At 54.8% G+C, this 24,059-nt stretch carries 21 protein-coding genes; 8 read left to right on the forward strand and 13 right to left on the reverse strand.

What is annotated here, in order from left to right; genetic code table 11:
• The first annotated feature begins 125 nt into the window (after positions 1 to 125).
• Positions 126 to 2,069 carry a DUF294 nucleotidyltransferase-like domain-containing protein gene (locus AACY09_RS14795; protein ID WP_339489080.1) on the forward strand — a complete coding sequence of 648 codons (1,944 nt, stop codon included), beginning with the start codon at positions 126 to 128 and terminating at the stop codon, positions 2,067 to 2,069.
• Positions 2,066 to 2,803 (forward strand): 3'-5' exonuclease, encoded by a 738-nt coding sequence (locus AACY09_RS14800; protein WP_339489081.1) that lies wholly within the window; start codon positions 2,066 to 2,068, stop codon positions 2,801 to 2,803. The genes AACY09_RS14795 and AACY09_RS14800 overlap by 4 nt, the downstream gene beginning before the upstream one ends.
• An 89-nt stretch (positions 2,804 to 2,892) precedes the next feature.
• On the opposite strand, the gene AACY09_RS14805 is transcribed toward AACY09_RS14800, so the two are convergent.
• The gene (locus AACY09_RS14805) at positions 2,893 to 4,554 is read right to left on the reverse strand and encodes a BCCT family transporter (RefSeq protein ID WP_339489082.1); all 1,662 of its coding nucleotides are present in this window, start codon (positions 4,552 to 4,554) and stop codon (positions 2,893 to 2,895) included.
• Positions 4,555 to 4,864: 310 nt separating this feature from the next.
• Between AACY09_RS14805 and cls the strand changes: the two genes are divergently transcribed.
• Positions 4,865 to 6,304: a cardiolipin synthase gene (gene cls, locus AACY09_RS14810; protein ID WP_339489379.1), complete on the forward strand. Its 1,440-nt coding sequence runs from the start codon at positions 4,865 to 4,867 to the stop codon at positions 6,302 to 6,304.
• 40 nt (positions 6,305 to 6,344) lie between these two features.
• Here cls and AACY09_RS14815 read toward each other — a convergent pair whose 3' ends face one another.
• From AACY09_RS14815 to bufA2, 12 genes are all read right to left on the reverse strand, one after another.
• Positions 6,345 to 7,871 (reverse strand): phospholipase D family protein, encoded by a 1,527-nt coding sequence (locus tag AACY09_RS14815; RefSeq protein WP_339489083.1) that lies wholly within the window; start codon positions 7,869 to 7,871, stop codon positions 6,345 to 6,347.
• A gap of 188 nt (positions 7,872 to 8,059) precedes the next feature.
• Positions 8,060 to 8,587, reverse strand: coding sequence for a DUF3617 domain-containing protein (locus tag AACY09_RS14820; RefSeq protein ID WP_339489084.1), 528 nt, complete (start codon positions 8,585 to 8,587; stop codon positions 8,060 to 8,062).
• Between the two features lie 39 nt (positions 8,588 to 8,626).
• Positions 8,627 to 9,148: a GNAT family N-acetyltransferase gene (locus AACY09_RS14825; RefSeq protein ID WP_339489085.1), complete on the reverse strand. Its 522-nt coding sequence runs from the start codon at positions 9,146 to 9,148 to the stop codon at positions 8,627 to 8,629.
• A gap of 125 nt (positions 9,149 to 9,273) precedes the next feature.
• On the reverse strand, positions 9,274 to 9,690 hold the full coding sequence (locus AACY09_RS14830) for a DUF1850 domain-containing protein (protein ID WP_339489086.1): 417 nt from the start codon (positions 9,688 to 9,690) through the stop codon (positions 9,274 to 9,276).
• Entirely contained in the window at positions 9,687 to 11,714 is a 2,028-nt protein-coding gene (locus AACY09_RS14835) for a TRAP transporter permease (RefSeq protein WP_339489087.1), read from the reverse strand. The genes AACY09_RS14830 and AACY09_RS14835 overlap by 4 nt, the downstream gene beginning before the upstream one ends.
• A 152-nt stretch (positions 11,715 to 11,866) precedes the next feature.
• Positions 11,867 to 12,820 (reverse strand): TAXI family TRAP transporter solute-binding subunit, encoded by a 954-nt coding sequence (locus AACY09_RS14840; RefSeq protein ID WP_339489088.1) that lies wholly within the window; start codon positions 12,818 to 12,820, stop codon positions 11,867 to 11,869.
• A 359-nt stretch (positions 12,821 to 13,179) separates the two neighbouring features.
• Positions 13,180 to 14,523, reverse strand: coding sequence for a sigma-54-dependent transcriptional regulator (locus AACY09_RS14845; RefSeq protein WP_339489089.1), 1,344 nt, complete (start codon positions 14,521 to 14,523; stop codon positions 13,180 to 13,182).
• Positions 14,524 to 14,616: 93 nt separating this feature from the next.
• Positions 14,617 to 16,377: a sensor histidine kinase gene (locus tag AACY09_RS14850; protein WP_339489090.1), complete on the reverse strand. Its 1,761-nt coding sequence runs from the start codon at positions 16,375 to 16,377 to the stop codon at positions 14,617 to 14,619.
• A 103-nt stretch (positions 16,378 to 16,480) separates the two neighbouring features.
• A complete protein-coding gene (gene cfaB / locus AACY09_RS14855; protein WP_339489091.1) occupies positions 16,481 to 17,665 on the reverse strand; it encodes a C17 cyclopropane fatty acid synthase CfaB in 1,185 nt (394 codons plus the stop codon).
• A 43-nt stretch (positions 17,666 to 17,708) separates the two neighbouring features.
• On the reverse strand, positions 17,709 to 18,533 hold the full coding sequence (locus tag AACY09_RS14860; protein ID WP_339489092.1) for a DNA-binding domain-containing protein: 825 nt from the start codon (positions 18,531 to 18,533) through the stop codon (positions 17,709 to 17,711).
• Positions 18,524 to 19,369, reverse strand: coding sequence for an MNIO family bufferin maturase (bufB, locus tag AACY09_RS14865; RefSeq protein WP_339489094.1), 846 nt, complete (start codon positions 19,367 to 19,369; stop codon positions 18,524 to 18,526). The genes AACY09_RS14860 and bufB overlap by 10 nt, the downstream gene beginning before the upstream one ends.
• 137 nt (positions 19,370 to 19,506) lie before the next feature.
• Positions 19,507 to 19,767: a BufA2 family periplasmic bufferin-type metallophore gene (gene bufA2 / locus AACY09_RS14870; RefSeq protein ID WP_339489095.1), complete on the reverse strand. Its 261-nt coding sequence runs from the start codon at positions 19,765 to 19,767 to the stop codon at positions 19,507 to 19,509.
• Between the two features lie 599 nt (positions 19,768 to 20,366).
• Here bufA2 and AACY09_RS14875 point away from each other — a divergent pair.
• From AACY09_RS14875 to AACY09_RS14895, 5 genes are all read left to right on the forward strand, one after another.
• Positions 20,367 to 20,867 (forward strand): hypothetical protein, encoded by a 501-nt coding sequence (locus AACY09_RS14875; RefSeq protein ID WP_339489096.1) that lies wholly within the window; start codon positions 20,367 to 20,369, stop codon positions 20,865 to 20,867.
• Position 20,868: 1 nt separating this feature from the next.
• Positions 20,869 to 21,447 (forward strand): adhesin, encoded by a 579-nt coding sequence (locus AACY09_RS14880; protein ID WP_339489097.1) that lies wholly within the window; start codon positions 20,869 to 20,871, stop codon positions 21,445 to 21,447.
• 63 nt (positions 21,448 to 21,510) lie between these two features.
• Positions 21,511 to 22,521 (forward strand): hypothetical protein, encoded by a 1,011-nt coding sequence (locus tag AACY09_RS14885; protein WP_339489099.1) that lies wholly within the window; start codon positions 21,511 to 21,513, stop codon positions 22,519 to 22,521.
• Between the two features lie 56 nt (positions 22,522 to 22,577).
• Complete coding sequence (locus tag AACY09_RS14890) at positions 22,578 to 23,258, forward strand: C39 family peptidase (RefSeq protein ID WP_339489100.1); 681 nt, start codon at positions 22,578 to 22,580, stop codon at positions 23,256 to 23,258.
• 11 nt (positions 23,259 to 23,269) lie between these two features.
• Positions 23,270 to 24,049 (forward strand): hypothetical protein, encoded by a 780-nt coding sequence (locus AACY09_RS14895; RefSeq protein ID WP_339489102.1) that lies wholly within the window; start codon positions 23,270 to 23,272, stop codon positions 24,047 to 24,049.
• Positions 24,050 to 24,059: the final 10 nt, after the last annotated feature.

The following is a 24,059-nucleotide window of genomic DNA, read 5'->3' on the forward strand; positions in this document are numbered from 1 at the left end:
AGGTAAGACAGTCCAAGAAACAAGTTAATTGCGGGTTGAACAGGTGCTTGTTCTAGAATGTCTAGATCCAGGTACGATGTTGTACCCCACTCACCCGAAGCAAAAGGGACAATGCCGAGGTCTGCATGCAGGTTGAATTATTGGAAATTCGTGACCACCTGAGCCGCTTTCCGCCGTTTGAAGGGCTGCCGGATGAAAGCCTTGACGAGCTGGCGCAGAACACCGAGGTTGGTTACTACAAAGCTGGAACAGACATCTTCACGTTTGGCTCAGAAATCAAAGACTTACACTATGTTCGCAGTGGCGCTGTAGAGGTCTATCGACGCAGTGGAGAGCTGTATAACCGCCTGACCGAAGGCGACATATTTGGTCAATTCGGCCTCCTGCGTAATCACAAAGTGCGCTTTCCAGCACGGGCGATTGAAGACAGTCTGATCTATTTTATATCGGGTCAAATCTTCGAAAAGCTCTGTGAAAACAACGACAGCTTTGCCGACTTTGTCGAAGCGGAAGGTCAGTCACGCCTGAAAGCGGCGGTGAGCTCGCAAGGCAAAACCAACAACTTGATGAAGCTCAAGGTGCGTAAGCTAGTTGACCACCCTGCCGCGACCGTCACCACCAGTGCTACCGTGCGAGAAGCTGCGCAAGTGATGGACGCGCACAATGTTTCGTCGGTGCTGATTGTCGACCCTAATGTTGAATGGCCCAACTCACGCCTGACGTCAGAAGCCAATCAAGCCATGCACGTCATGGTCGGCATTATTACCGACCGCGACTTTCGCACCCGCGTTGTCGCTCAGGGTTTGTCAGCCGATACCCCGGTCACGGAGGTGATGACTAACAATCCAATCACCTTGCAGTCAGATGACACGGTATTCGAGGCCATTTTGTGCATGCTGCGCAACAACATTCAGCATCTGCCGTTGGTTCACCGGCGACGTCCTGTTGGTGTAGTCACCCTGGCTGACATCATTAAATTCGAGTCGCAAAGCAGCTTGTACCTGGTCAACAACATCTTCAACAAGCAATCGGTTGATGAGCTTGAAAAGCTGCTGCCCGATCTGCGGGCCACCTTTATCCGCATGGCCAACGAGGATGCCAGCGCGCACATGATCGGCAGCGCTATGTCAGGCGTTGGCCGCAGTATTACCCAGCGCCTGCTGGAGTTGGCTGAGCAGCAACTGGGCCCGGCACCGGTGCCCTACAGCTTTATGGCCTTGGGCTCGATGGCGCGCGATGAGCAACTGATTGTCACCGATCAGGATAACGCCTTGGTTCTCGACGACAGCTTCGACGACAAGTTGCACGACGCGTACTTCCTCAAGCTCGCAACCTTCGTCAGCGATGGCTTGGCCGCATGCGGCTACACCTACTGCAAAGGTGGGATCATGGCCACCAACAGCAAGTGGCGCCAACCGTTGAGCGCCTGGAAAGACTACTTCAACGACTGGATCGATAATCCAAATCCAGAAAAGCTGCTAAACAGCAGTATCTTCTTTGACCTCGACAGCGTTTACGGCGAAGCCGAGCTGGTTGAAACCCTCAAGGACCTGCTCGCTGAGCGCGCCAGCGACAGCCCAAGATTTCTCGCGGCACTGGCGCGTAATGCCTTGAACCGGACGCCACCACTGGGGTTTTTCCGCCAGTTTGTGATGGAAACCGATGGACAGCAAAAACACATCATCAATCTCAAGGGGCGCGGAACAGCGCCATTGACCGACCTGATCCGCGTGCATGCGTTGGCCTGTGGTTCGAAAACCCAGAACTCGCTGGACCGGTTGGACGCCATCGCCGCCACCAAATTGATGACCCCGGAAGCCATCAGCCATCTGCGCTATGCCCTGGAATTCTTGTCCCTGGTGCGCATCCGCCATCAAGCCTTGGCACTGACTGAAGGCAAAGACGCAGACAACTACATCGAGCCCGAAAAGTTCTCGTCGACCGAGCGGCATAATCTGAAAGAGGCCTTTCAGGTTCTGAGCCAAGCACAGAACTTTATGCGTTTTCGCTACCCCTTCAATGCACCGCAAAAACCGAAACCTTCGGCATCTGATGGAAAGCCACGATGAGTGTCTTTGTCCCGCGTCACGCACCGCTCAAGACGCCAACAGCGCATTGGCGAGAGCAATATCAGGCACTGGCCGAGAGTGCCCGGGACCCACGCTTGGCACGGTTTTATCAAGCGGGTGCCGTCGATGCTGATACACCACTGGAACAGGTTCGATTACTGGCGCTTGATGTCGAAACCACAGGCCTTGATGCGCAGAACCACTGCATTGTCAGCCTGGGTTTAATGCCGTTCAATCTGAAACGAATTGAATGTCGTAAAGCGCAGTATTGGGTGGTGAAGCCCAAATCGGAACTGAGCAGTGAATCCATCACCTTCCACCATATCACTCACTCAGATATCCGTTATGCGCCGCGCCTGGAGCAAGTACTGGGTGAACTGCTGGAGGCCATGGCAGGCTCGGTGATGGTCGTGCATTACCGCAATATCGAACGCTCTTTCCTCAATCAGGCCCTGCAACAAGCCGCTGGGGAAGGTTTGCAGTTTCCGGTGATTGATACCATGGAACTGGAGGCCAGAATTCACGGCAGCCAACGCAAGCCAAGTTGGTGGGATCGCCTGCGCGGGCGCCAACCCACCTCGATTCGCCTGGCTGATAGCCGTCTGCGCTACCACCTGCCTCACTACCAGGCCCACCACGCATTGACCGACGCATTGGCCACCGCCGAGCTCCTGCAAGCCCAGATCGCGACGCATTATTCTGCGCAAACCCCTATCGGCGATTTGTGGAGTTAGGCTTGCACAGCAGTTGCGGCCAATCAAAGGCCAGCCATTAAAAAGGCGCCACCGTTGCCGGGGCGCCTTTGCTTGAAGCCTGAATCGCCTTAGCGCGGTTCGGACATCAAGCCTTTGACAATGGCAATACAGCCCACCAATAACACTACAGTGAACGGCAGTCCCGTTGACACCGCCATGGCTTGCAGCGCTCCCAGCCCACCGCCGAGTAGCAGCGCGATGGCCACTACACCCTCGGTGATCACCCAGAATACCCGCTGCGGAACCGGTGCATTGACCTTGCCGCCTGCCGTAATGGTGTCGATCACCAACGAACCTGAATCCGATGAGGTGACAAAGAACACGATGACCAAGATGATGCCGATAAACGAGGTAATCTCAGCCAAAGGCAAATGCGCCAGCATGGCAAACAGCTTGAGTTCAAGCGCAGCGTCTTTAACCCCGGCAAAACCCTCGGTCACGAACTGACCGATCGCCGTGCCACCAAATGCAGTCATCCACAGGACCGAGACCAACGACGGCACCAGCAGCACCGAGATCAGGAACTCTCGCACGGTACGACCACGGCTTACGCGGGCGATAAACATACCCACAAATGGTGACCAGCTGATCCACCACGCCCAGTAGAACGCCGTCCAGCCCTGAGTGAAGTTTGCGTCAGCACGGCCGAACGGATTCGACAGCTGCGGCAGGTAGGTGGCGTAGGCAGCCAGGTTGGTAAAGAAGCCGGTGAAGATCGCCAGCGTGGGCCCAACCACGATGATAAAGCCAAGCAACAGCAGCGCCAGGCCCATGTTGATTTCAGACAGAACTTTCACGCCCTTATCCAAGCCGGCCAGGACAGACAGCAAGGCAATGCCGGTAATACCGACGATCAGCAGTACTTTACTGGTGTCAGTCAGGGGCATGCCAAACAAGTGATTAAGCCCCGCCAGCGCCTGCTCTGCTCCCACACCCAAGGATGTTGCCAGACCAAACAACGTGGCAAATACTGCAAGGATATCCACCAAGTGACCCGGCCAGCCCCAAACGCGCTCACCCAGCAGCGGGTAGAAAATCGAACGGATGCTCAGGGGCAAGCCTTTGTTGAAGGAAAACAATGCCAGGGCCAGTGCCACGATCGCGTAAATCGCCCATGGGTGCAGGCCCCAGTGGAAGATAGTTGCCGCCATACCCAGCTTCGCAGCCGCTTGCGCATCACCCACAGCACCGCCCAAAGGCGCCCAGTCGGTACGCACACCATCGGCGCCGACGGTCACACCCGCCATTGACGTATCGAAGTGAGTCATCGGCTCGGCCACACCATAGAACATCAAACCGATGCCCATGCCTGCAGCAAACAGCATGGAGAACCAGCCGATATAGGTGTAATCCGGCTTGGCATCTTTACCACCCAAGCGAACTCTGCCCAGCGGCGAGACGATCAGCACCAGACAGAGCACAACGAAGATATTAGCGGCGCTAAGGAAGAACCACGCCAGGTTGTGTGTCAGCCAGTCACGTAGCGCGCTGAACAGCGGAGCTACCTGGTCTTGAAGGGCTAATGTGAGGACTACGAACAGCACAACTGCCAGGGCAGAGATACTGAAGACTTTACCGTGGATATCCAGATTAAAAAAATATTTGCCGGTGATGTTGTCTTGGCCAATCACATAATCAGTGTCGATCAGATTGGATTCACCAGATGGCGCAGGAATGCTGTCTAAGCGCTCTTCCTGCGGTGGCGTGTCATGCGAAGGGTCTTTCCCCATATTGAAATACTCCTTTTGCTACAGCTCGCTGACTAGTGATAAGGCTCCAATGCCTTCTTTCCCGATATAACAGTGCACCTGAACATCATTGAGGCACAAACTGTGCGCCGAACTTGCCGATGCAATAAGCCTCAAACGCAACAGGCGACCCGGGAGAACCGTCAATTGTAACAGGTCATGGCCACCCCTGCAGACGCTACTGGCACAACGCCATTAAAGCGGATCTATTATTACGCCTTTAAAGCCCCCCATAATGACTGTAGTCGTGCTTTATTAATGCAGGGATATTTCGATAGGAATAAGCATGGACATGGATATTGTTATTCACCCCTTCACCACATATTTACTCGCCGCTATCCACCTCTGCGGGCTTATAGCAGCCTTGCATGCCGTACTTACAGTCAGAACCTCTCAAGGCGCACTGGCCTGGGCAACATCCCTGTTTTTTATGCCGTATTTAACCCTGCTGCCCTACCTGGTATTCGGTCGCAGCCGTTTTGACGCCTATGTAACGGCACGGCGTGAGGCCGATACAGAAATGCACGCGGCCATGTCTAAGCTGAACTGGCGACCTTGGGTCGAAGAGGCTGTGTCCGCCAGTGAACTGCCTGTTTATCAACAGCTAAGAGCCCTGCCACGCCTCAGTGATATGCCCTGTTTGGCCAACAACCATGTTGATCTCTTGATCAACGGCGAGGCGACCTTCGCCGCGATTTTGAGCGCGCTAGCCTCGGCCCGGCAGGTTATTTTGATCCAGTTCTTTATCGTCAAAGACGATGATCTCGGCCGACGCCTGCGCGATGTATTACTTGAGCGGGCCGCTGCGGGCGTCAGCATTTACTTCCTCTATGACGGCATCGGCAGCCACGCCCTGCCCCGCCGCTACATCAACAGCTTGCGCAACGGCGGGGTACAGATCCATGCCTTCCCTACCGGTGGCGGTATTCTTAACCGCTTCCAACTTAATTTTCGCAACCACCGCAAGATTGTGGTGATTGATGGCGAACGCGGCTTTATTGGCGGGCACAATGTCGGCGATGAGTACCTTGGCAAGAAGCCACCGCTCTCACCGTGGCGCGATACCCACATAGCGATTAGCGGCCCGGTAGTCGCCTGCTTGCAGGAGTCCTTTGCAGAGGACTGGTTCTGGTCGACTCGCCAACTGCCACAGCTACTGCTGGCGGATGTATTCAGCAGCGACGGTGTCATGTGCAAGCTGATCACCAGTGGCCCGGCAGACGCCCAAGAAACCTGCTCATTGATGTTTGCTGAGGCTGTGCACTCGGCGAACGAGCGAATCTGGATCACCTCGCCTTATTTCGTGCCTGATGAGTCGCTGGTTACTGCGCTGCGCCTGGCGGTTATTCGCGGCGTCGATGTACGGATTTTGATTCCCTCGAGACGTGACCACCGTACGGTGTTCGCCGCGAGCAACCTGTATGCCTTCGACGCTGTTCGCGCCGGCGTACGCGTTTTCCGCTATCAGCCTGGGTTTGTCCACCAAAAGGTCATGTTGATTGATGATTTCGCCAGTGCGGTGGGTAGCGCCAACCTGGATAACCGCTCATTCCGGCTGAACTTCGAAATCACCCTGCTGACCATCGACGAGGACTTCGCTCTGGAGGTCGAAAAAATGTTGCTTGAGGACTTTAGCCACAGCATCGAGATCCGCAACGAAGACCGCAAACACGTACACCGTCTGCAAAAGCTCGGCATGCGTATTGCGCGTCTGCTTTCACCGATCCTTTAGTCGAGTTCGAGCACGGTCTTCATCCATGCATCGCACGGCCTTAGAGCATCCAGTCAATCGGCAAGAGCGATAACAAAGCAACAGACATACGCACCCACAAGCTGCTGCCCGGCTCGGTGTCATAAGTCATCTGCTCTGAGCCTCTTTGTTCTGTCCACTTCAGGTTATCGTTTTCATCGAGGGTAACGCGATAAGCGCTCGCCGGCAGGTCACGGTCAAAGGCCAGCTCAATTCTCTGTGCCAGTTGTGGGCTGTCGATGACAAACCCTAGCTCGGTGTTGAGCTTGGCTGAGCGCGGATCGAAGTTAAATGAACCGACAAATGCCCGTTGACCGTCCACCGCAAAGGTTTTGGCATGCAGGCTGGAGCCGCTGCTGCCAAACATTTTGTACTTGTCGGGCTCGTCATTCACGCCTGCTTGGCGGCGCATTTCAAACAGTTCAATACCCGCCTTGAGCAAGGCTTTGCGCGACTTGGCGTAGCCTGCATGCACAGCGGCAACGTCTGTGGCTTCAAGTGCGTTGGTCAATATACGCACTTTTACCCCGCGTTTAGACATCTCGCTAAAGGCCGCAACGCCGGTTTTAGTGGGCACAAAATAGGGCGACACCAATTCAACATGACTGCTTGGTTTATCAATAATCCTACCCACTTTGTAGGTCAGCAACTGTGCAGGAGAAGCCTTGCCCAAAACTTTTGCCGGGTCGTCGCTAACCATCCGCGTATTAGCCCAGATCAGCTTGAGCTGGCCGTTTAGCAATTGGCGGATGAACTGCAATTGCTGCAGCGCTGCGACGTATTCTTTCGCCTTAGGGCTTTGCTTCAAGGCAGTGGCGGCAGCTGCCACCGCTCTGCGTTCAGAAGCACTGGCAACGGCGATCAAACGGTTAACTGGATAGGCCGAATCGCTGCCCCAATAGAGGTCAAAATCTTTAGAGACTTGGTCAACCACCGGCCCAACTGAAAGCACATCGAGGTCCGTAAACAACACGCCATCGGTTGCGCCAAAGTATTCATCGCCCACATTACGACCACCGACAATGCTCGCCGTATTGTCGGCCGTGAATGATTTGTTGTGCATTCTGCGGTTTACGCGGCCGAAATCAGTCAGAAACCCTAACCACTTGGCGCTGCGCGAAGGAAACGGGTTGAACAGCCGCACTTCAATATTCTGATGACTGTCTAGCGCAGCGAGTTGCGAATCGATACCCGAGGTACCGTTGTCATCAAGTAGCAAACGCACCCTCACGCCACGGTCTGCAGCATCCAGTAGCGCTTGCAGGAGCAGGGTGCCCGTGGTGTCGCCATGCCAAATATAATACTGCACATCCAAGGTTCGTTGCGCCGCCTGAGCAAGCAATGCACGGGCCGCAAATGCGTCTGCCGGACCGGCCAGTGGGTAGATACCCGATATCCCGGGATGGCCTTGTATCAACGGGTTTATCGCTTTGCCCAGCTGGGTTTCTGCCGCTTCGTCATGCGGTAATGCACTGGACGGAACTCGCCCCTCTAGCGAGGGTAAACCGCTGCAGCCGGCAAGTATCGAAGCACACAGAAAAAGACTCATAAAACGCATTAGCCGCCTTTGGGTTTGGCTGAGATTGAATAGCTGCTCAAGTGAAAAAATAGATTCATCGTGCAGGTACAAAGGGTTTCAAAGGAGATACGCAGACGCAGACTAGCAGCTTTATTCCGCTATAAACAAAAGGCCCGCCACTAGGCGAGCCTTTTCAGAAAAGGATCAATCACTGGGTTTTATTGCTGAGGCGTCAAACCACCGCAGTCGGCGCCGACCCAGCGCGCATTGGTTTGCATAGTGCCCTGCTGCTGCTTGCCCTGATTGTTAAAGGTGCTGGTCACAATGCTGGTGAATTGCTTGTCGTTGATAAATCGCGTCTCACCCTGGCCCTTGGCTTGTGGGCAGTCAAAGTGAAACTTCCACAGGGTGTCGGAGCGCTCGGTGACCTCTTGCTTGCAGCCCGACTGCTCTTGCAACGGCAGCTCATCAGACTTCACCTGTGCCTCGCTCAGACACACCTGTACGCCTTTATCCCCCAACTGCACGCCTTGCTTGGCGAGCATCTGCTCCATCATCTCGCGCTGCTCTGGCGGCAGGGTTTTAAGCTTATCGATCATCACATCCATGGCCGGCATCTGCTGACCATCCACCGCCATATTGCTGGTGCTGATTTCCCACAAGCCCGGCAAAATAGGCGCTGCAGTCGCCAGCACCGGAGTGATGCTAAGGCCTAGCACCAAGGTTTTGATAAGTCGCGTGCCCATGGTCTGCTCCAGAAATCAGTCAATAGTGATTGGCCCAGTTTAGTCGGCCTGAATCAATTCAGCCGACTCAGTTGTGACTTCTTGTTGATATATCTCAAACCCTCGCGCCTGGTAGTTGTTTAGCGCACTGGGGTGGTCAAGGGTACAGGTATGGACCCAAACCCGCTTAACGCCAGGCCAAGACCATGCAGACTGCACAGCCTGGCTTAGCAAAGGGCCGCCAAGGCCTTGACCAAAGAAGTCTTCGGCCAGACCAAAATAAAGAATCTCCACTTCACCTGCACCGCTCATTTGCAGCTCGTAATAACCTGCGATTGCACCTTGGAAATACGCCACCCAAGTGCGGTGATGTTCACTGTTGATCTGCGCTCGCCACTGCTCATCCGACCAGGTCAGTTTATCTGTCCACTGCCACGGCCCGCCCACCAACTGATAGAGAAAGCGGTTGAGCTGGAACTGCTTGTGCTCACATTCGACGATATTCAACCCGGCAGGCAATGGTTTGGCGCGCAATTGCTCAGGGCTGAGCATCTGCAGGTAATAGGTGGTGTTCACAATCATAGGCTCTCAAGGACGATTAGACGGCGGCCATACTGCAGACGAACAAAACCCCCACCGGCAAAACCAAATGGGGGTTCTCTCCATCATACAACCAGCGCTTGTGGCACTGGGAGCAGGTTAACCAGTTAACCCTTGCCGGCACCTTTCGCTGCCGGGGAGTCGAGCTCACAACTCCAAAGTTCCAACGCGGGCTGGGACGCTTTTGGCGGGCCGAGCCATTCACTCGCAGAGTGACAACGCTGGTCGAAACACAGTTGATAATCCCCTGCCTCGGGGGTTCGCCCCAAGCGCAGAGGTTGCAGGGGCGCCATCTGGCGATGGTAATGCCAGCTGCCCTCACGCAGTACGGCGTCATCCGGTATTTCCATACCGGCACCAGTACCCTTGACGCGTGCCTCACCGAGAACCAAGCCCTCGGCCGTTACGCGGTAATCTTCTTCCCAGCGAATGTGCTCAATCGTGTGCTTCCAGGCCAGGGTGAAGTCGCTCACGGGCAACTGCGCCCACACCGCTCCAGCCAACCCCATGCACAAACCAATCAAAGCGCAGTCACCGGCTTGTGGCGCGCACGCCACAAGTGTTGACCGAGGAACACCGCGGCCAATGCAAAGCCAATTTCATCACTGATTGGGGTGGCTAGAATCAGGCTGGCACCCGCCGCAAAGCCGAGCATGCGTTCCCACCACGACAGCTTAAAGCTGAGAAAGCCGGTAAACACCGCGCCCCACAAACCAATCGCCACAGCCGCTTTAAGCAGCGCATAAATAATCGCCAGCCAGTTGTCGCTTTGCATCATCAGCGCAGGGTCATAGACCGCCATAAACGGCACGATGAAACCGGCAATAGCAATACGGATAGCCCAAAGGCTGATCTTCAAGCCCTTCTCTTTGGCGATCGGCGCAGCGGCAAAGCAGGCCAGCGCGACCGGTGGCGTCAGGTCAGCCATGATTCCGAAGTAGAAAACGAACATGTGCGAAACCACCAACGGCACGCCCAGTTCGAGCAAAGCAGGTGCGGCGATCGAGCTGGTGATGATGTAGTTGGGGATAGTCGGAATACCCATGCCCAAGACCAAGCAGGTGAGCATAGTCAGCACCAGCGACAGGAACAGATTGTCCTGCCCGATCGCCAGAATGTAACCGGCAAATGTCGAGGCAATACCGGTCAGCGAAACCACACCGATGATGACCCCAACCAACGCACAAGCGATACCCACTGGCACCGCATGCCGCGCACCCTCAACCAGTGCGTGCAAGCACACAACCAGCGTGTCGCGCCCACCTTTGATGAACCAGCACACCGCGACTAACAGCGCGACAACGGCAAACACTACGGCAATGCCCATCTGGAAGAAGCCGGCGCAAAGCACGCCCAAGGCGACCCAAAAGGCAATACGCATCCCCACCGAAGACACCCGCAGGATGATCGCGGACCCAAGAATTACAATGGCCGTCAGAGCCAGTCCCACCATGCCCGAGTACAACGGTGTACGGCCGGAGAACAGCAAGTAAACCAGAATGAACAATGGAATCAGCAGGTACCAACGCTCTTTAACCGCTGCCCATGGGTTCGGGCATTGATCCTTCGGCAAGCCATGCAAATTTGCGCGGCGTGCTTCAAGGTGAACCATCCAGAACACCGAACCGAAGTACAGGATCGCCGGAATCAGCGCCGCTTTGGCCACCTCAAAGAATGGCACGTTGATGGTTTCAGCCATGATAAAGGCCACGGCACCCATCACTGGCGGCATGATTTGGCTGCCCATGCTCGATGTCGCCTCGACCCCGCCGGCAAAGGCCGAGCGATAACCGAAACGCTTCATCAGCGGAATGGTGAACTGGCCGGTGGTTACCACGTTTGCCACACCGGAACCGGTAATGGTGCCCATCAGCGCAGATGACACCACAGAGACTTTAGCCGGGCCGCCGACCTTGTGGCCAAACAGGCCCATGGCGAAGTCAGTGAACAATTTGATCATCCCGGCCTGTTCAAGAAACGAACCAAACAGGATAAACAGGAAGATATAGGTCGCCGACACGTATGTCGGGGTGCCGTAAAGGCCTTCGGTGCCGTAGGCGAGTTGGTTCACCAACTGGTCAATGTCGTAACCGCGGTGCATCAAATCGCCCGGCAGGTACTGACCTAAAAGCCCGTAAGCCAAAAACAGCGCGCAGATGATCGGCAAAGCAATGCCCATCACCCGGCGAGCCGCTTCAAACACCAATGCAATCAATACCAGACCGACAATCATGTCCATCTGCGTCAGGTCGCCGGAGCGATAGATCAGATCCGCTTCGAACACCCACTGATAAACCGCTGTGCCCATGCCTGCCAAACCCAGAATCCAGGCAGCGGGTTGCCATGGGCGGCCTTTGCCCGTCAGCGAAAAACTTAGAAAAACCACAAGCAGCAAAAAACCAACGTGGACTGCACGCAGCACTTGGCTCGACACAGGGTGGAAAGCCGCCGTGGTGATCTGAAAGATGGAAAACAGCAGCGCGACAACAAATAGCGCTTTTGGCCACTCACTCGGATTATCCGAAAGGCCTTGGTTGTTCTCACTCATGGCGATAACGCCCTCATTACGTAGCGGTTGCGCAGAACCGCTAACAAAACCTACCGCTCTTGTGAGCACTGGTTTTATTAGCACCTCTGGTGCGCGAAGATCAGATCAAAAACCAACCGGGGTGGACACCTGCCCACCCCGGTTCAACAGAATTACAGCGCGCCGACTTCTTTGTAGTAGCGCTCTGCACCTGGATGCAGCGGGATTGGCAGGTTCTTGGCTGCAGTTTCCAACTTGATGTCCTTGGCCGCCGAGTGAGCATTGCTCAGGCGCTTAAGGTTCTCAAACATCAGTTTGGTCATTTGATAAGCGGTCTCTTCAGAGACATCTTCATGGGTCACCAGGATATTGGTGATGGCAACCGTTGGCACGTCAGCTTCTTGGCCATCGTAGGTGCCGGCTGGAATGCTGGCTGGCTGATAGGCATCGTTGCCAATCTTGGCAACCACATCAGCAGGCACTGCTACGAAGTTGATTGGCAAGGTGGCAGCGAGATCGCGTATAGCAGCCATGCCCAGGCCCGAAGACTGCAGCGTGGCATCAAGCTGTCGGTTCTTGATCAGTTCAACCGACTCGGCGTATGGCAAGAACTCAACTTTGCTCATGTCTTCATAGGTCAGACCGGCAGCTTTCAAGATTGCCCGGGCATTGAGTTCAGTACCTGATTTCGGTGCACCCACCGAGATGCTTTTGCCTTTCAAATCAGCCAGGGTTTTGATGCCCGACTCTTTGCTGGCAACAATCTGAATGTAATTCGGGTATGTACCGGCTATTGCACGCAGCTTTTTCAGGGGCTTTTTAAAGCCTGCTTCTTCGACACCATTCCAGGCATCGGCAACCGAGTCACCCAGCGCCAGCGCCAGCTCACCGCGCCCCGCTTGCAGCAAGTTCAGGTTTTCAACTGACGCTTTGGTCGCCTGGACTGAAGTTTTCGAGCCTTCGATGCCGTTGCTGTAGATCTGCGACAGGCCCACACCAATCGGGTAATACACACCACTGGTGCCACCGGTGAGGATATTGATAAAGGTTGGAGCTGCCAGAACTGCAGTACTTGCAGTGAGAGTTGCGGCAGCTGCGAACAGGCTTAAACGCTTGGTCAATCGCATGGATAAATCTCCGTCGTTGTTATGGCTTTATGCAGAGTTTTTCACTGTAGACGATGCCCACCGCAGTGCGGTTGGCACGCGTCGGGTCTTATTGGGTCGTCAGAAAGAAGCTTAGGCTTACACAGGACGTATTGCCCGGCGTACTGGAGGATGCGCGCGATGGGCTCGCGAAACAGACAAGTTGATTCATGGCAAACCTCTAGTCTTTCTTATTGGATGACCCATGTGCGGGTTAAAGCAAACGTAGCAGATGCCGTGCCAATGCGTAAAAACGCCGTTCTAGAGGGGTTTCGCAATAATACCAATGAATTATCGGCAATAATCCGCCGAAAACTGAACAGCTACAGGCGGTAATCCGCCTATTCTTCGTCTTGGCTGCCAGCCGTCCGGTAACTACTGCGCTGCAATCCATGGCGCTGCATTTTTTCGTTCAGCGTGCGCCGGGGTAACTGCAACAGTTCCATGACCTGAGCAATATTGCCCTGACAGTGAAGCAAGGCGTTATGCAGGCATTGCGCTTCAAAACTTTCCATCTGCTCAGCCAGAGACTGGCTGGCAAACGCCTCCACGGGTGCGCTCAAGCCCAGCGCATGCCGCTCAGCGGCGTTTATCAACTCACGTACATTGCCTGGCCAGTCATGTCCCAGTAGTCGCGCAAGCTCGTTCGCCGGTAGTGGTGACACCTCTCGGTTATGGCGTTGCGCAGCCTCTTGAGCAAAATGCTCAAACAGTAGCGGGATATCTTCACGTCGATCACAGAGTGCAGGTATCTGCAGGGTTGCCACATTCAACCGGTAGTACAAGTCTTCACGAAAGCGCCCTTTACGCACTTCATCAAGCAAGTCTGGCTTTACCGCACTGATGACCCGCAAATCCACTTGAATACTGCGATTTGAACCGAGTCGCTCAAGGGTTTTCTCTTGCAGGACCCGCAGCAATTTAACCTGCTGCGCCAACGGCAGACTCTCAATTTCATCGAGAAACAAGGTGCCACCGTCAGCATGCTCAATGCGGCCAATCCGCTTGCCTTGTGCGCCAGTAAAAGCGCCGCTTTCGTGACCGAACAACTCACTCTCAAATAAATTTTCGGGGATCGCCGCGCAGTTCAAGGCCACAAAGGGTTTACCGGCCCGCGCGCTGAAGTCATGCAGGCAACGCGCAACGCGCTCTTTGCCGCTGCCGGTTTCGCCGCGAATCAGAATATTCACCGAGGTGCCGGCCAGCTCCAGAATCTGCCGACGCAGATTTTCCATGGGCCGTGAAACACCAAGCAACTGGCTTTCAATCCGGTCTTTATTAGCGAACTGTTGGCGCAGCTCGCGGTTTTCACAGACCAGACGGCGCTTTTCCAGCGCTCGACGCACGCTGTCGAGCAGCCGTTCAGGGGTAAAGGGTTTCTCGATGAAATCATAAGCCCCTTGATGCAAGGCTTGCACGGCCATTGGCACGTCGCCATGGCCAGTGACCATAATCACTGGAAGATCGCGATCAAGTTCGATCAGTTTTTCCAGCAGTTGCAGGCCGTCAGTGCCGGGCATTCGCACATCACTGATGACGACACCTGGGAAGTCGCGATCAACCACCGCCAAGGCTTGGGCAGCACTTGAGCATGTTTGCACGCTGAAACCTGACAGCTCCAGCCACTGTTGCACAGCTTCGCGGATCGCCACTTCATCATCAACAACCAACACCTGACTGCTCATACGACCTCCAACTTGAACGCGCGCAGTGTATCGTCATGAGCCTGACTTGGTAGTCTCGATTTGAACAAAGCTGCAAAACTGTGAGCCGCTAGCCTAGCTTTGCGACTCGGGCGCAATCGGCAATTTTAGGGTAAACACTGCACCAATCAGGCTGTTAGACGCCTCTAGCGTGCCGCCCAATTCACGCACAATCCCGTATGACACCGCCAGACCCAGCCCCAAACCCTGGCCGACGGGCTTGGTGGTAAAGAACGGATCGAACACATGGCTAAGATTCTCCACGGCAATACCGCCGCCGTTATCGGCTACCGTCAAGACGCAAAGCTCAGCGCAACGCTGGATAACCACCTCAAGCTGGGCGTTTTCGGCCGACATCATGGCGTCCAAGGCGTTGTTGAGTAAGTTGAGCAACACTTGCTCAAGGCGAATCGCATCACCTAAAACGTGTACGTTGTAATCAACTTGATTGGTAAGTTGCACATTTTCGCTACGCATTCGCGGTGCCAACAGCTGCAATGCCTGGTCCAGAACTTCGCCAATCTGCAACCGCTCACTGAGCCCCGCAGGACTCTTGCGAGCGAAGGTTTTCAAATGACTGGTCAGCGAAGCCATGCGTTCAAGCAAGCCGTCGATTCTTAGCAAGCCGGCATACACATCATCCTTGCGCCCACTGTCGAGCAGCAAGCGCAAACTCCCCAGTTGCATGCGCATGGCGGTCAGTGGTTGATTGACTTCATGGGCCATCGCCGCAGACATTTGCCCGAGGGCCGCCATTTTCGCCGCATGAACCAAGCCGTCCTGTGCCTCGCGCAACTCGGCCGTGCGCAGGCTTACTTCTCGTTCAAGGCGCTCGCGTATGTTGGCTTGCAGTCGATGATTCTTGCGCCGCTGAAGCAAGAACAACAGCAAGAACGCCAAGGTCATCCATACCCCCGCGGCGGCCAGCCGGTAACTGCGCACACTGTCGACCACTGTTTGTGGCTCAACCAGCAAGAACAGGTTCCAGCCTTCATCCGGCAACTGCTGGCTCTGCCAGAGATAATCCTGGGTGCCGTCCGGGCCATCCACAGTCCGCCACTGCGATTCTGAGTTAATTTGCAAGCGCAGCCTACTTGGCAGTGGCTTTAACGCTTGTTCGGCGTATTTTCGCACCTCAATCAACTCATTTCGCGCCTGATCACTCAGCTCACTCAGTGTTCGAAAACGCCAGGCCGGACGGTTACTCAAAATCACGACGTTGTAGGTATCGGCCACCAGCAGAACGCCCGACTGCTCAACCCACTCCCGCTGTAACTCCTCAAGCTCCAACTTGACCACCAATACGCCAATCACTTGACCTTGGTTATCCAGCACCACATGGGAAAGGAAGTAGCCAGGGATTCCAGTGGTAACCCCAACTGCAAAATAGCGCCCAGAGGATTGCTTCAATGCATCGCGGAAGTAGGGACGGAATGCATAGTTATTACCAACAAAGCTGCTCCACTCACGCCAGTTGCTGGCCGCAAGCGTGTCGCCTTGTGCATTGAGCAGATACAGCACATTGGCCCCGGAGGCTCGGTTCAACTGTTCCAAGCGATGATTAAGCGCTGCCCGCAACAACAGGTCATCTGGCGAGCTGAGCACGGCTTTGATGTCACTGTCGAGTGAGAGCACCTCGGGCACCGAGCTAAAACGCTCAACCAGGGTATGGATCGATTGCGCATAGAGTTTTAACTGACCGCGCGCCTCAACACTGCGCTCCTGCCAAGCATGTTGTTGCGCATAGCGCCCAGCCAACCACATGCTCGCCAGCAAGCCGATGGCAATCAGCAGAACGGTAAATCCAACGCGGTATCGAAGTAAAAAAGCTGGCATGCGCCGATCATCTCAACAAGATTGGCGCATGTTAAGACAAACTGACCGCCAGCGCTGTATTAGCGCCAGCAGCCACGTTCAGCGAAGGCTTTGCACCCTGGCGTTATTGATAGATATCCGCACGCGACCAAGGCAAGTCGTGACCACCGCTGGGCAGTGGCTTTACCGCCAATATCTGGTGCAGGTTCATCCAGCCTTGAGCAAATCCATACGCGCATCCGGCCAGATACAACCGCCAAATTCGCAGCGCTTGATCAGGAACCATTTGCGCGGCTTTATCCAGTTGCGACTCAAGCCGTTGACTCCAGAAATTCAGGGTACGCGCGTAATGCAGGCGCAGGCTTTCCACATCAACCACCTCCAGCCCGGCATCACTCAGAGCCGCCGTCATGGTCGACAGATGGGGCAGTTCACCATTGGGAAACACATACTTACCGATAAAGTCGCCAGCACCGTGGCCAACCGCCCGGCCGTCTGTGTGGCGCGCGGTGATACCGTGATTCATCACCAGTCCACCGGGTTTGACTGCGCCGAACAAACACTCGCAGTACTGCGCCAGATTGGCCAGGCCCACGTGTTCAAACATACCGACACTGACAATTTTATCGAAGCGGCCATCCTGTGGCAGGTCGCGGTAATCCACCAGTTGCAGCTCCACCTGTTTTTCCAGGCCTTGTTCTGCCACACGCTCGCGGGCTAAGTTAAGTTGCTCTGCGCTCAGGGTAATGCCATACACCTGCGCGCCAAACTCCCGCGCCGCAAGGCGAGAAAGTCCACCCCAGCCGCAGCCTACATCAAGCAGCTTGTCCCCAGGTTGCAGACGCAGTTTGCGGCACAGCAGGCGAAGCTTGGCCAATTGAGCTTGCTCCAGCGTCTCGTCGGCGGTGGCAAAATAGCCACAGGAATAGACCATTTCCGGATCAAGCCAGAGCGCATAAAAGGCGTTGGATAAGTCGTAGTGATAGCTGATAGCCGCCGCGTCGGTGGCTTTGTCGTGCAGCTCATGTTCAACCGCAGTTGAGCAGTCGTCAGGCATCAGCGCTTCACTGAGATCTACACCGACTTTGATGATGTCACTCATCTGACCTTCCAGCTCAACACGGCCTTCAACATAAGCGCTGCCCAGTACATCGAGGCTTGGGTTGGCCAGTTGCATGATCAAGCTGGGATCTTTGATCACCAAGGTCACCCGCGGCTGAGGGCCGAGATCAAGTTGTTTGCCGTCCCAAAGCTTCAAACGCAGCGGCAATTGCAGGCTGCGTAATACCGGCGGTATAAACTGAATCATGTGAACCTCCGCTTTTTGCTAACAACAAAAAGCGTAGTTCAGCTTAGTGATTGATGACGCTATCAACCTGATAGATTGCAGGCTCACCGATGTGGCGCTGCAGGGTGCCATCGGCCAGCCACTGGCGAATCCAGGTAATTGCCTGGCCCATGGCGTTATCGCCCATGGGCGCAAGGTCCGCACAAAGTTCGGCAAAGCTGCCACCTTGTACGGCCATTTTGTACAGCGCGCCGGCTTCATCTGGGGTAAGGGTTCGGAAGCGGCTGATCAGGCCATCACGCCAGATCAAACAGACCGATGCTTGCTCAAGTGCATGGCTGCCGGGAAACTCAGTGTCGTCTTTTAGCGCGCGCCACAATGCCAGTGTGTTGTAACGCAAGGTTTGCCACTGCACGCTTGGCAAAAAGCGCGCTTGCAAATTGGGCCACTCATCCGCCTGTAGGCTGGCCAGCAGTGATTCGGTAAGCGGCAGTCCGTCTGCGGCATCAAACGACAGGGTGAATGCCCATTCGAAGCGTGCAAGCTCGGCTAATGGTTCGGCTTGCTCAGGAATAAGGTGGGCGTCGATAAAGTCGGCAAATCGAGCGCCCAGCCACCGCAGGCTGAAATGGTCAGGCGGGTACGCATTGATATAGGCCAGGGCCAGAGCATCAAACTCTTCATCGCCCATCCAGCCATGCACAGCGCTGTAATCGCCTCTCAGGGTTTCGATCAAGCGTGCACGGTAAGCATTGTGGTATATCGCCAAGCCGAGTTCGACATCGAGGTTGGGGCTGCCGACCAAGGTGGCGCGCAATTCAGGCTTGGCCTGCGAATCAGCGCCGAGCAAATAAGCTTCAATCTCTCGCTGCCACTGATTCAACCGCATACTGATTCCGCCCGAAGCGCCTTAGCGCCTAGCGCCCGGGCTTTTTGCAACTCAGCCATCAACTCAGCAAAAGGTGGGTAATGGTCATCCCGCTCGATCATGGTTGCAACCGCCCCCAAGTGTCGGATGGTCTGTTCGTAGAGCTGCCAAACCGGGTCACACACCGGATGGTCATGGGTATCGACCACATAATGACCGTAATCGGTGTGCCCGGCCAAATGCAGCTGACGAATCTTATCCACAGGCAGACTGCTGATGTAGGTCCAGGCATCGAAACCATGGTTACGCGCGCTGACATACACATTATTCACATCAAGCAGTAACTCACAGCCTGTGATTTCAGTCAGGTGCGAAAGAAACTCCCACTCGGTGTACTTATCCCCAGCGCTGCGGATATAGGTTGACGCATTTTCCAGCACCAGCGGACGCTCTATAACGTCCTGCACTTGGCGAACTCGCGCGGCTACATGCTGCAAGCTTTCGTCCGTGAACGGCAGGGGTAACAAGTCGTGCAGATGGTGGGCATTACCACGGCTCCAGCAGAGGTGGTCAGAAACCCATTGAGGCTTGACCCGCTCGGCCAGTTTCTTGAGTCGCTTGAGGTAATCGCGATCCATCTCGTGCGGGCCACCAATCGATAAGGAAACGCCATGCATCACTATTGGATAGTGCTCGGCAACCGCATCTAGGTGATAAAGGGCTTTACCGCCCTCAACCATGAAATTCTCGGAAATGACCTCGAACCAATCGACATCAGGCCGTTGCTCAAGGATTTCTTGATAGTAAGGAATGCGCAATCCCAAGCCGAAGCCAAGAGAGTCTGAACGAGCTGACACGCCATGCTCCTTAGGTTGAAATAGAACGCGTTGATCTGGAAAGGCTCGAACTGAAGCGCCCGGACCCAGGGTTGGATCCCGACACTAAAACAGGAGCATCCATCAGCAGATGGATGCTCCCTGTTGTAAGCGGCTTGTTACTCGCCAACTTTGCCTTTGGCAGCGTTGCACTCAGCCAGCGACATTGCTTTAAAACCATGACCTTTGCAAATACCCTGGCCCTTACAGGCGTTTTCTGCAGTTTTGCAGTCATTCTGACCTTTGCAGGCGTTAACGCCGTAGCAATGAACAGGCGATTCTTCAGCAACAACAACAGTGCTCGCCATGGTTGCAAACATGGTTGCCGCAGTAAATGCAATAGCAGCGCCGGTTGCAGCAAGTGTGGTTTTGTTAGTCATGTGCACATCCTCGGATTATTTGTAATATGCCCATCGCACAACATTTGTTGGATACGACATATCACTAGAGAGGGATAGACCATATTCGTTACAACGTCATTTAAATAATCTACAAAAGCCACTTTCCGCTTCGCTCAAACCTTTAGTTAGGCAGCACTGGCGCTTCACCCTCAACCTATGGCATTGCCTGATTCATCGCCTCAAGTACAACGGCGCTGAACTTACCGAATGATCCAGGTTCAAACCTATACGACGCCTCCACAGGCGAGCCTGCCTGTATCAGCAATGAAACACATCAATCAAATCTCGCCCACTGTTTACGCAGCTTTACAGCTTTCTTCGCGTAACTGTTTCATCTGTGTAACACCCAGATAAGCGCGGCCTGGCTTAGCCAGACACGGACAATCTCAGTAAATATGATCTGCCAGTGTCTCATCAGTGAAACACTGGACACAGCCCTGCCTGCAGCAAAAACACCTAACCCACTGAAACGGCGATACAAATCGATTCCGGCACGACTCCTGCGAACCCTTGATCACAAGCAACCGAAGTGTTGCCACTGCACAGCACGCAACAAGGGATGTAGAGGAATTGATGCCATGGAACCTAGAAACCCTTCAGGATCATTGTCGTCGTCACTACTGGCGCTATCGCTGGTGATGCTCTCCAGTGTCTGCCCTACTCCTGTGCTCGCCCAAGATGGAATTATCGTATTGGGTCGCCAAGTTCAGCCGCGCCTCGCCACACACCCCACGGATATTCCCGACCCCAATCCAACGGTGGTCAATACCAATATCTCCCGCCAGGTCGTCGGCGCAGTTAATGGCAGCCTGAGCGGTGCGCACATGGGCGGTGAGCTTGCCGATTCCGACTTTGCCAACATCACAACCGGCTCCGGGATTAACTCGATGGTGATGCCCAACGGTAGCCTGCCTGGTTTCAACGCCTTGGGCACCGATCAAGCCAACCATCAAGGCGCAACAAATACCGGATCTGCCGGGCATGCAGGGGGTAACGCAGGCAGCGGTTTGGGCAGCACCATTAACAGTACTGTTCAACGCGGGCTCGCGCCTTTAAACATGCTCACGGGAGGCCAGTGAGATGAAAGTCCTGTCTTTAGTAATGGCCTTGGCCCTCTCTAGCACAGCCCTAGCCGATGGCGCACCGGCCCCTGTAAGCCAGGCCACTATTTCCAACAGCGCCAGTCACTTTCAAGGTGTTGTTTCAGTTAACCAAGCAGCTGGCGAGTCGCAACAACAAAGTAATGCGAGAGCGCTCGCAGTTGGCAACGGCGCCAGCGCTTCAACCACGCAAGTCCAACGCCTGAACATCAATAACATTGACTCCTCGCAAGCGGCTGGCGTGGCGATAGGCGCGGGGGCATTTAGCGCGGGCAATGGCGTCCTCGGTATTAACCAATCCGCGGGGGCAGGAACTCAACAGGCCAATGCAATGAGTATCAGCGTCAGCTCCGGGCCAATCAGCCTGGATGACTCGGTGCTGTCGCAGAGCGTGGCCATTACACCAATCTCAGGAACAGTTGCACCCGCCACTGGGGAGCGACGCGTAGCAACCGATGACACTGCGTTTGTCGGAAGCCGTGGGGTCGTGCAACTGAACCAGAGTGCTGGGGTCGGGAACCGCATGGGGAACAACCTCAGTATCAGGGTGACAGATTAGCCCTGAGCGCAACACAAAGTGAGTAAGTCCTAAGTCCAACACAGCAAGGCAAGGAGATACACCATGAAAACTAAAATGGTAGTAACGCCGCTGGCAATCGCTTTGGCAGTAGCCATGGCAGCGACCGCAGTACAAGCTGATCAGAAAAAGTCCTGGATTCCTGAAACAGGTGCATCCGCAACTGTCGACGATACCCAGATCATTAAAAATAACAGCGTACGCAACGAAGGCACTGAAAACGCAGCAGGGGTTGATGATGTTGGCGCAGGCGCCTCGGGTAACATCGGCGTCAACGTTGTGGCCGGTACCAACAACCAACAGGCCAACGCTGCCGCACTGGCCAGTGCGGATGCAAGCTTTGTCTTTGGCACTGCCGAAGCGTCAACCACTGTTAACCAGAAGTTGACCAACAACGACGTGAAAAACTTCTCCAACCCAAGCACTGCCGCGCTTACCAACTCGCTTAACGGCGCCAGCGGTAACGTCGGTGCCAACGTTGCATCTGGTACTTATAACCAACAGAAAAACGACATGGCTGCTGCCGTCTCTGCGGGCGCGTTCTCTACCGCCAGCAGCACAGCCACACAGTCGATTTCTGGCAACACCACCAACAACAATGCCACGCTTGATTATGGCTCTAAAAAAGTCACTCTGGGCATGGCCGCTATTGGTGGTTACAAAGGCAAATCCGACCAGATCGGCGATGTCTACCTCGACTCTTGGGAAGGGGAAAACCATCCTGGTGGCACCAACACAGGCCACGTAGATCTGGATAGCGATGCACAAGGCGCTCAAGACCTGAACGATGACGGCGGTGCATTGGCCTTCAACGAAGAAGGTGTGATCGGCCTGCTTGGCGTGGTCTCCGGCAACATCCCGATTGTGGCTGGCTTCAACACTCCAGTGGTTAACACTGCTGTGCTGAGCGGCTCGCTAAACCGCGTATCGGGTAACGTCGGCGTCAACGTGGCTGCAGGTGCTGGCAACCAGCAAAGCAACTCTCTGTCGATTGCGGCAGGTTGCACCTCGTGCCCAGCTGGCGGTACTGGCGGCGGCGAATCACTTCGCTACTAAGCTAGTCCTGGAGGCTCCGAAGTTTCGGAGCCTCTTTCTTTTCCAAGGACTGATTTATGCGCGCCCTTCTCGTTGTCCTGATCATGCTGATTTGCCCTGCGGCTTACGCGTCTCAGCTGGGCTTTCCGGTTCTGCCGGGCGGTGCCCTGGCCTTCAAAAAGGTCGAGAGTATCCGCGAGCGACGCTTCAGCAATCTGATCGAGCAAAAAACTGATTTCAGCTGTGGCGCTGCATCGCTGGCGACCATTCTGTATCAGGGGTATCGCTTTGATATTGACGAACAAACCGTGATTGAAGGAATGCTCCAACAAGCAGACCTCGACATGGTTCGCAGCCAAGGTTTCTCAATGCTCGACATGAAACGCTATGTCGAGGCCATTGGCTTACGCGCTCGCGGTTATCGCATTCCAGCGGAACAACTCGAACAGATAAAAGTCCCGGTGGTGGTGCTGCTGGACGTACGCGGCTACAAGCACTTTGTAGTGCTGCAAAAAACCGAAGGCAACTGGGCCTATATCGGCGACCCGGTATTGGGCCATAAGCGCTACAAACTGGATGATTTCAAAGAAGGCTGGAACGGCATTGTTTTCGCAGTCATTGGCGCCGGTTACGACCGCAGCAATCCTTTAACAGAACCGCCGCAGCCACTCACTGCGCGCAACCGTCTAGACCGTTTCAAGCCGGTAAATGATGCCGAGTTGATGGAGTTCGGTTTTATACAAAGTGACTTCTTTTAATGGAGCACGACATGAAGACTCAACTGTGTATGGCAACCTTCTGCTTAGTTGCCAGCCTGCCACTCCACGCCACAGGTCTCTTTGTACCTGCAGAGCTGAGTGACCAGGAATTATCTCAACTGCGTGGCCGTTATGTGCTGCCAGGACGAATTGTTAATTTCGGTGTGACCATGGCCAGCACCTGGCAAAACGCTAACGGCCAGGTGCTGGGTGCCAAGGTCAATATGCAAATCCAGCAGAACATGCCCAAGCCGGTGTTCAACATCACCACTTTCAAGCAAAACAACAGTGATGCTGCTGCCGCGACAATCGCCTCTGGCATTGAAAATTCGCCAGCCACCAACACACCCACCCAAGGGACAGGTCAGATAAGTGGCGGCAACAGCCTCAATAATGTTCAGGGGGTGGTTCAAACGACACGGTCTGCTGGCGATCTAAACACCAGCTACAACAATCTGAACATTGATGTCACCCATGGCAACAAGGCACCTGCAGTCATGTCTGGTTCGCAGATGGTCAGCAGCGTCCAGCAAACCAGTGACCTCGGAACGGTTAAGGTCAGCCCAATGGGTGGTGGTTTACAACTGGCAATTAACACCAACGGCCAAGGAGCCAGCCTGCAGCAGCTCGGTGCAGGTGGTGCGGTTCAACGTACCGACATTATTGGCTCAAGTAACACTGTCACCAATTTCGCCGCGCTAAACGTCATGCTGAAGGAAAATATGCCGACGGCGAATGGTTTGAATTGCAATTGGAACCAACTTAACAATTTGCGTCCAACAGGGCTGTAAATATGGTCTA

Origin of the sequence: Pseudomonas sp. EL_65y_Pfl2_R95, from assembly GCF_963971045.1 — a bacterium.
Classification (GTDB): domain Bacteria; phylum Pseudomonadota; class Gammaproteobacteria; order Pseudomonadales; family Pseudomonadaceae; genus Aquipseudomonas.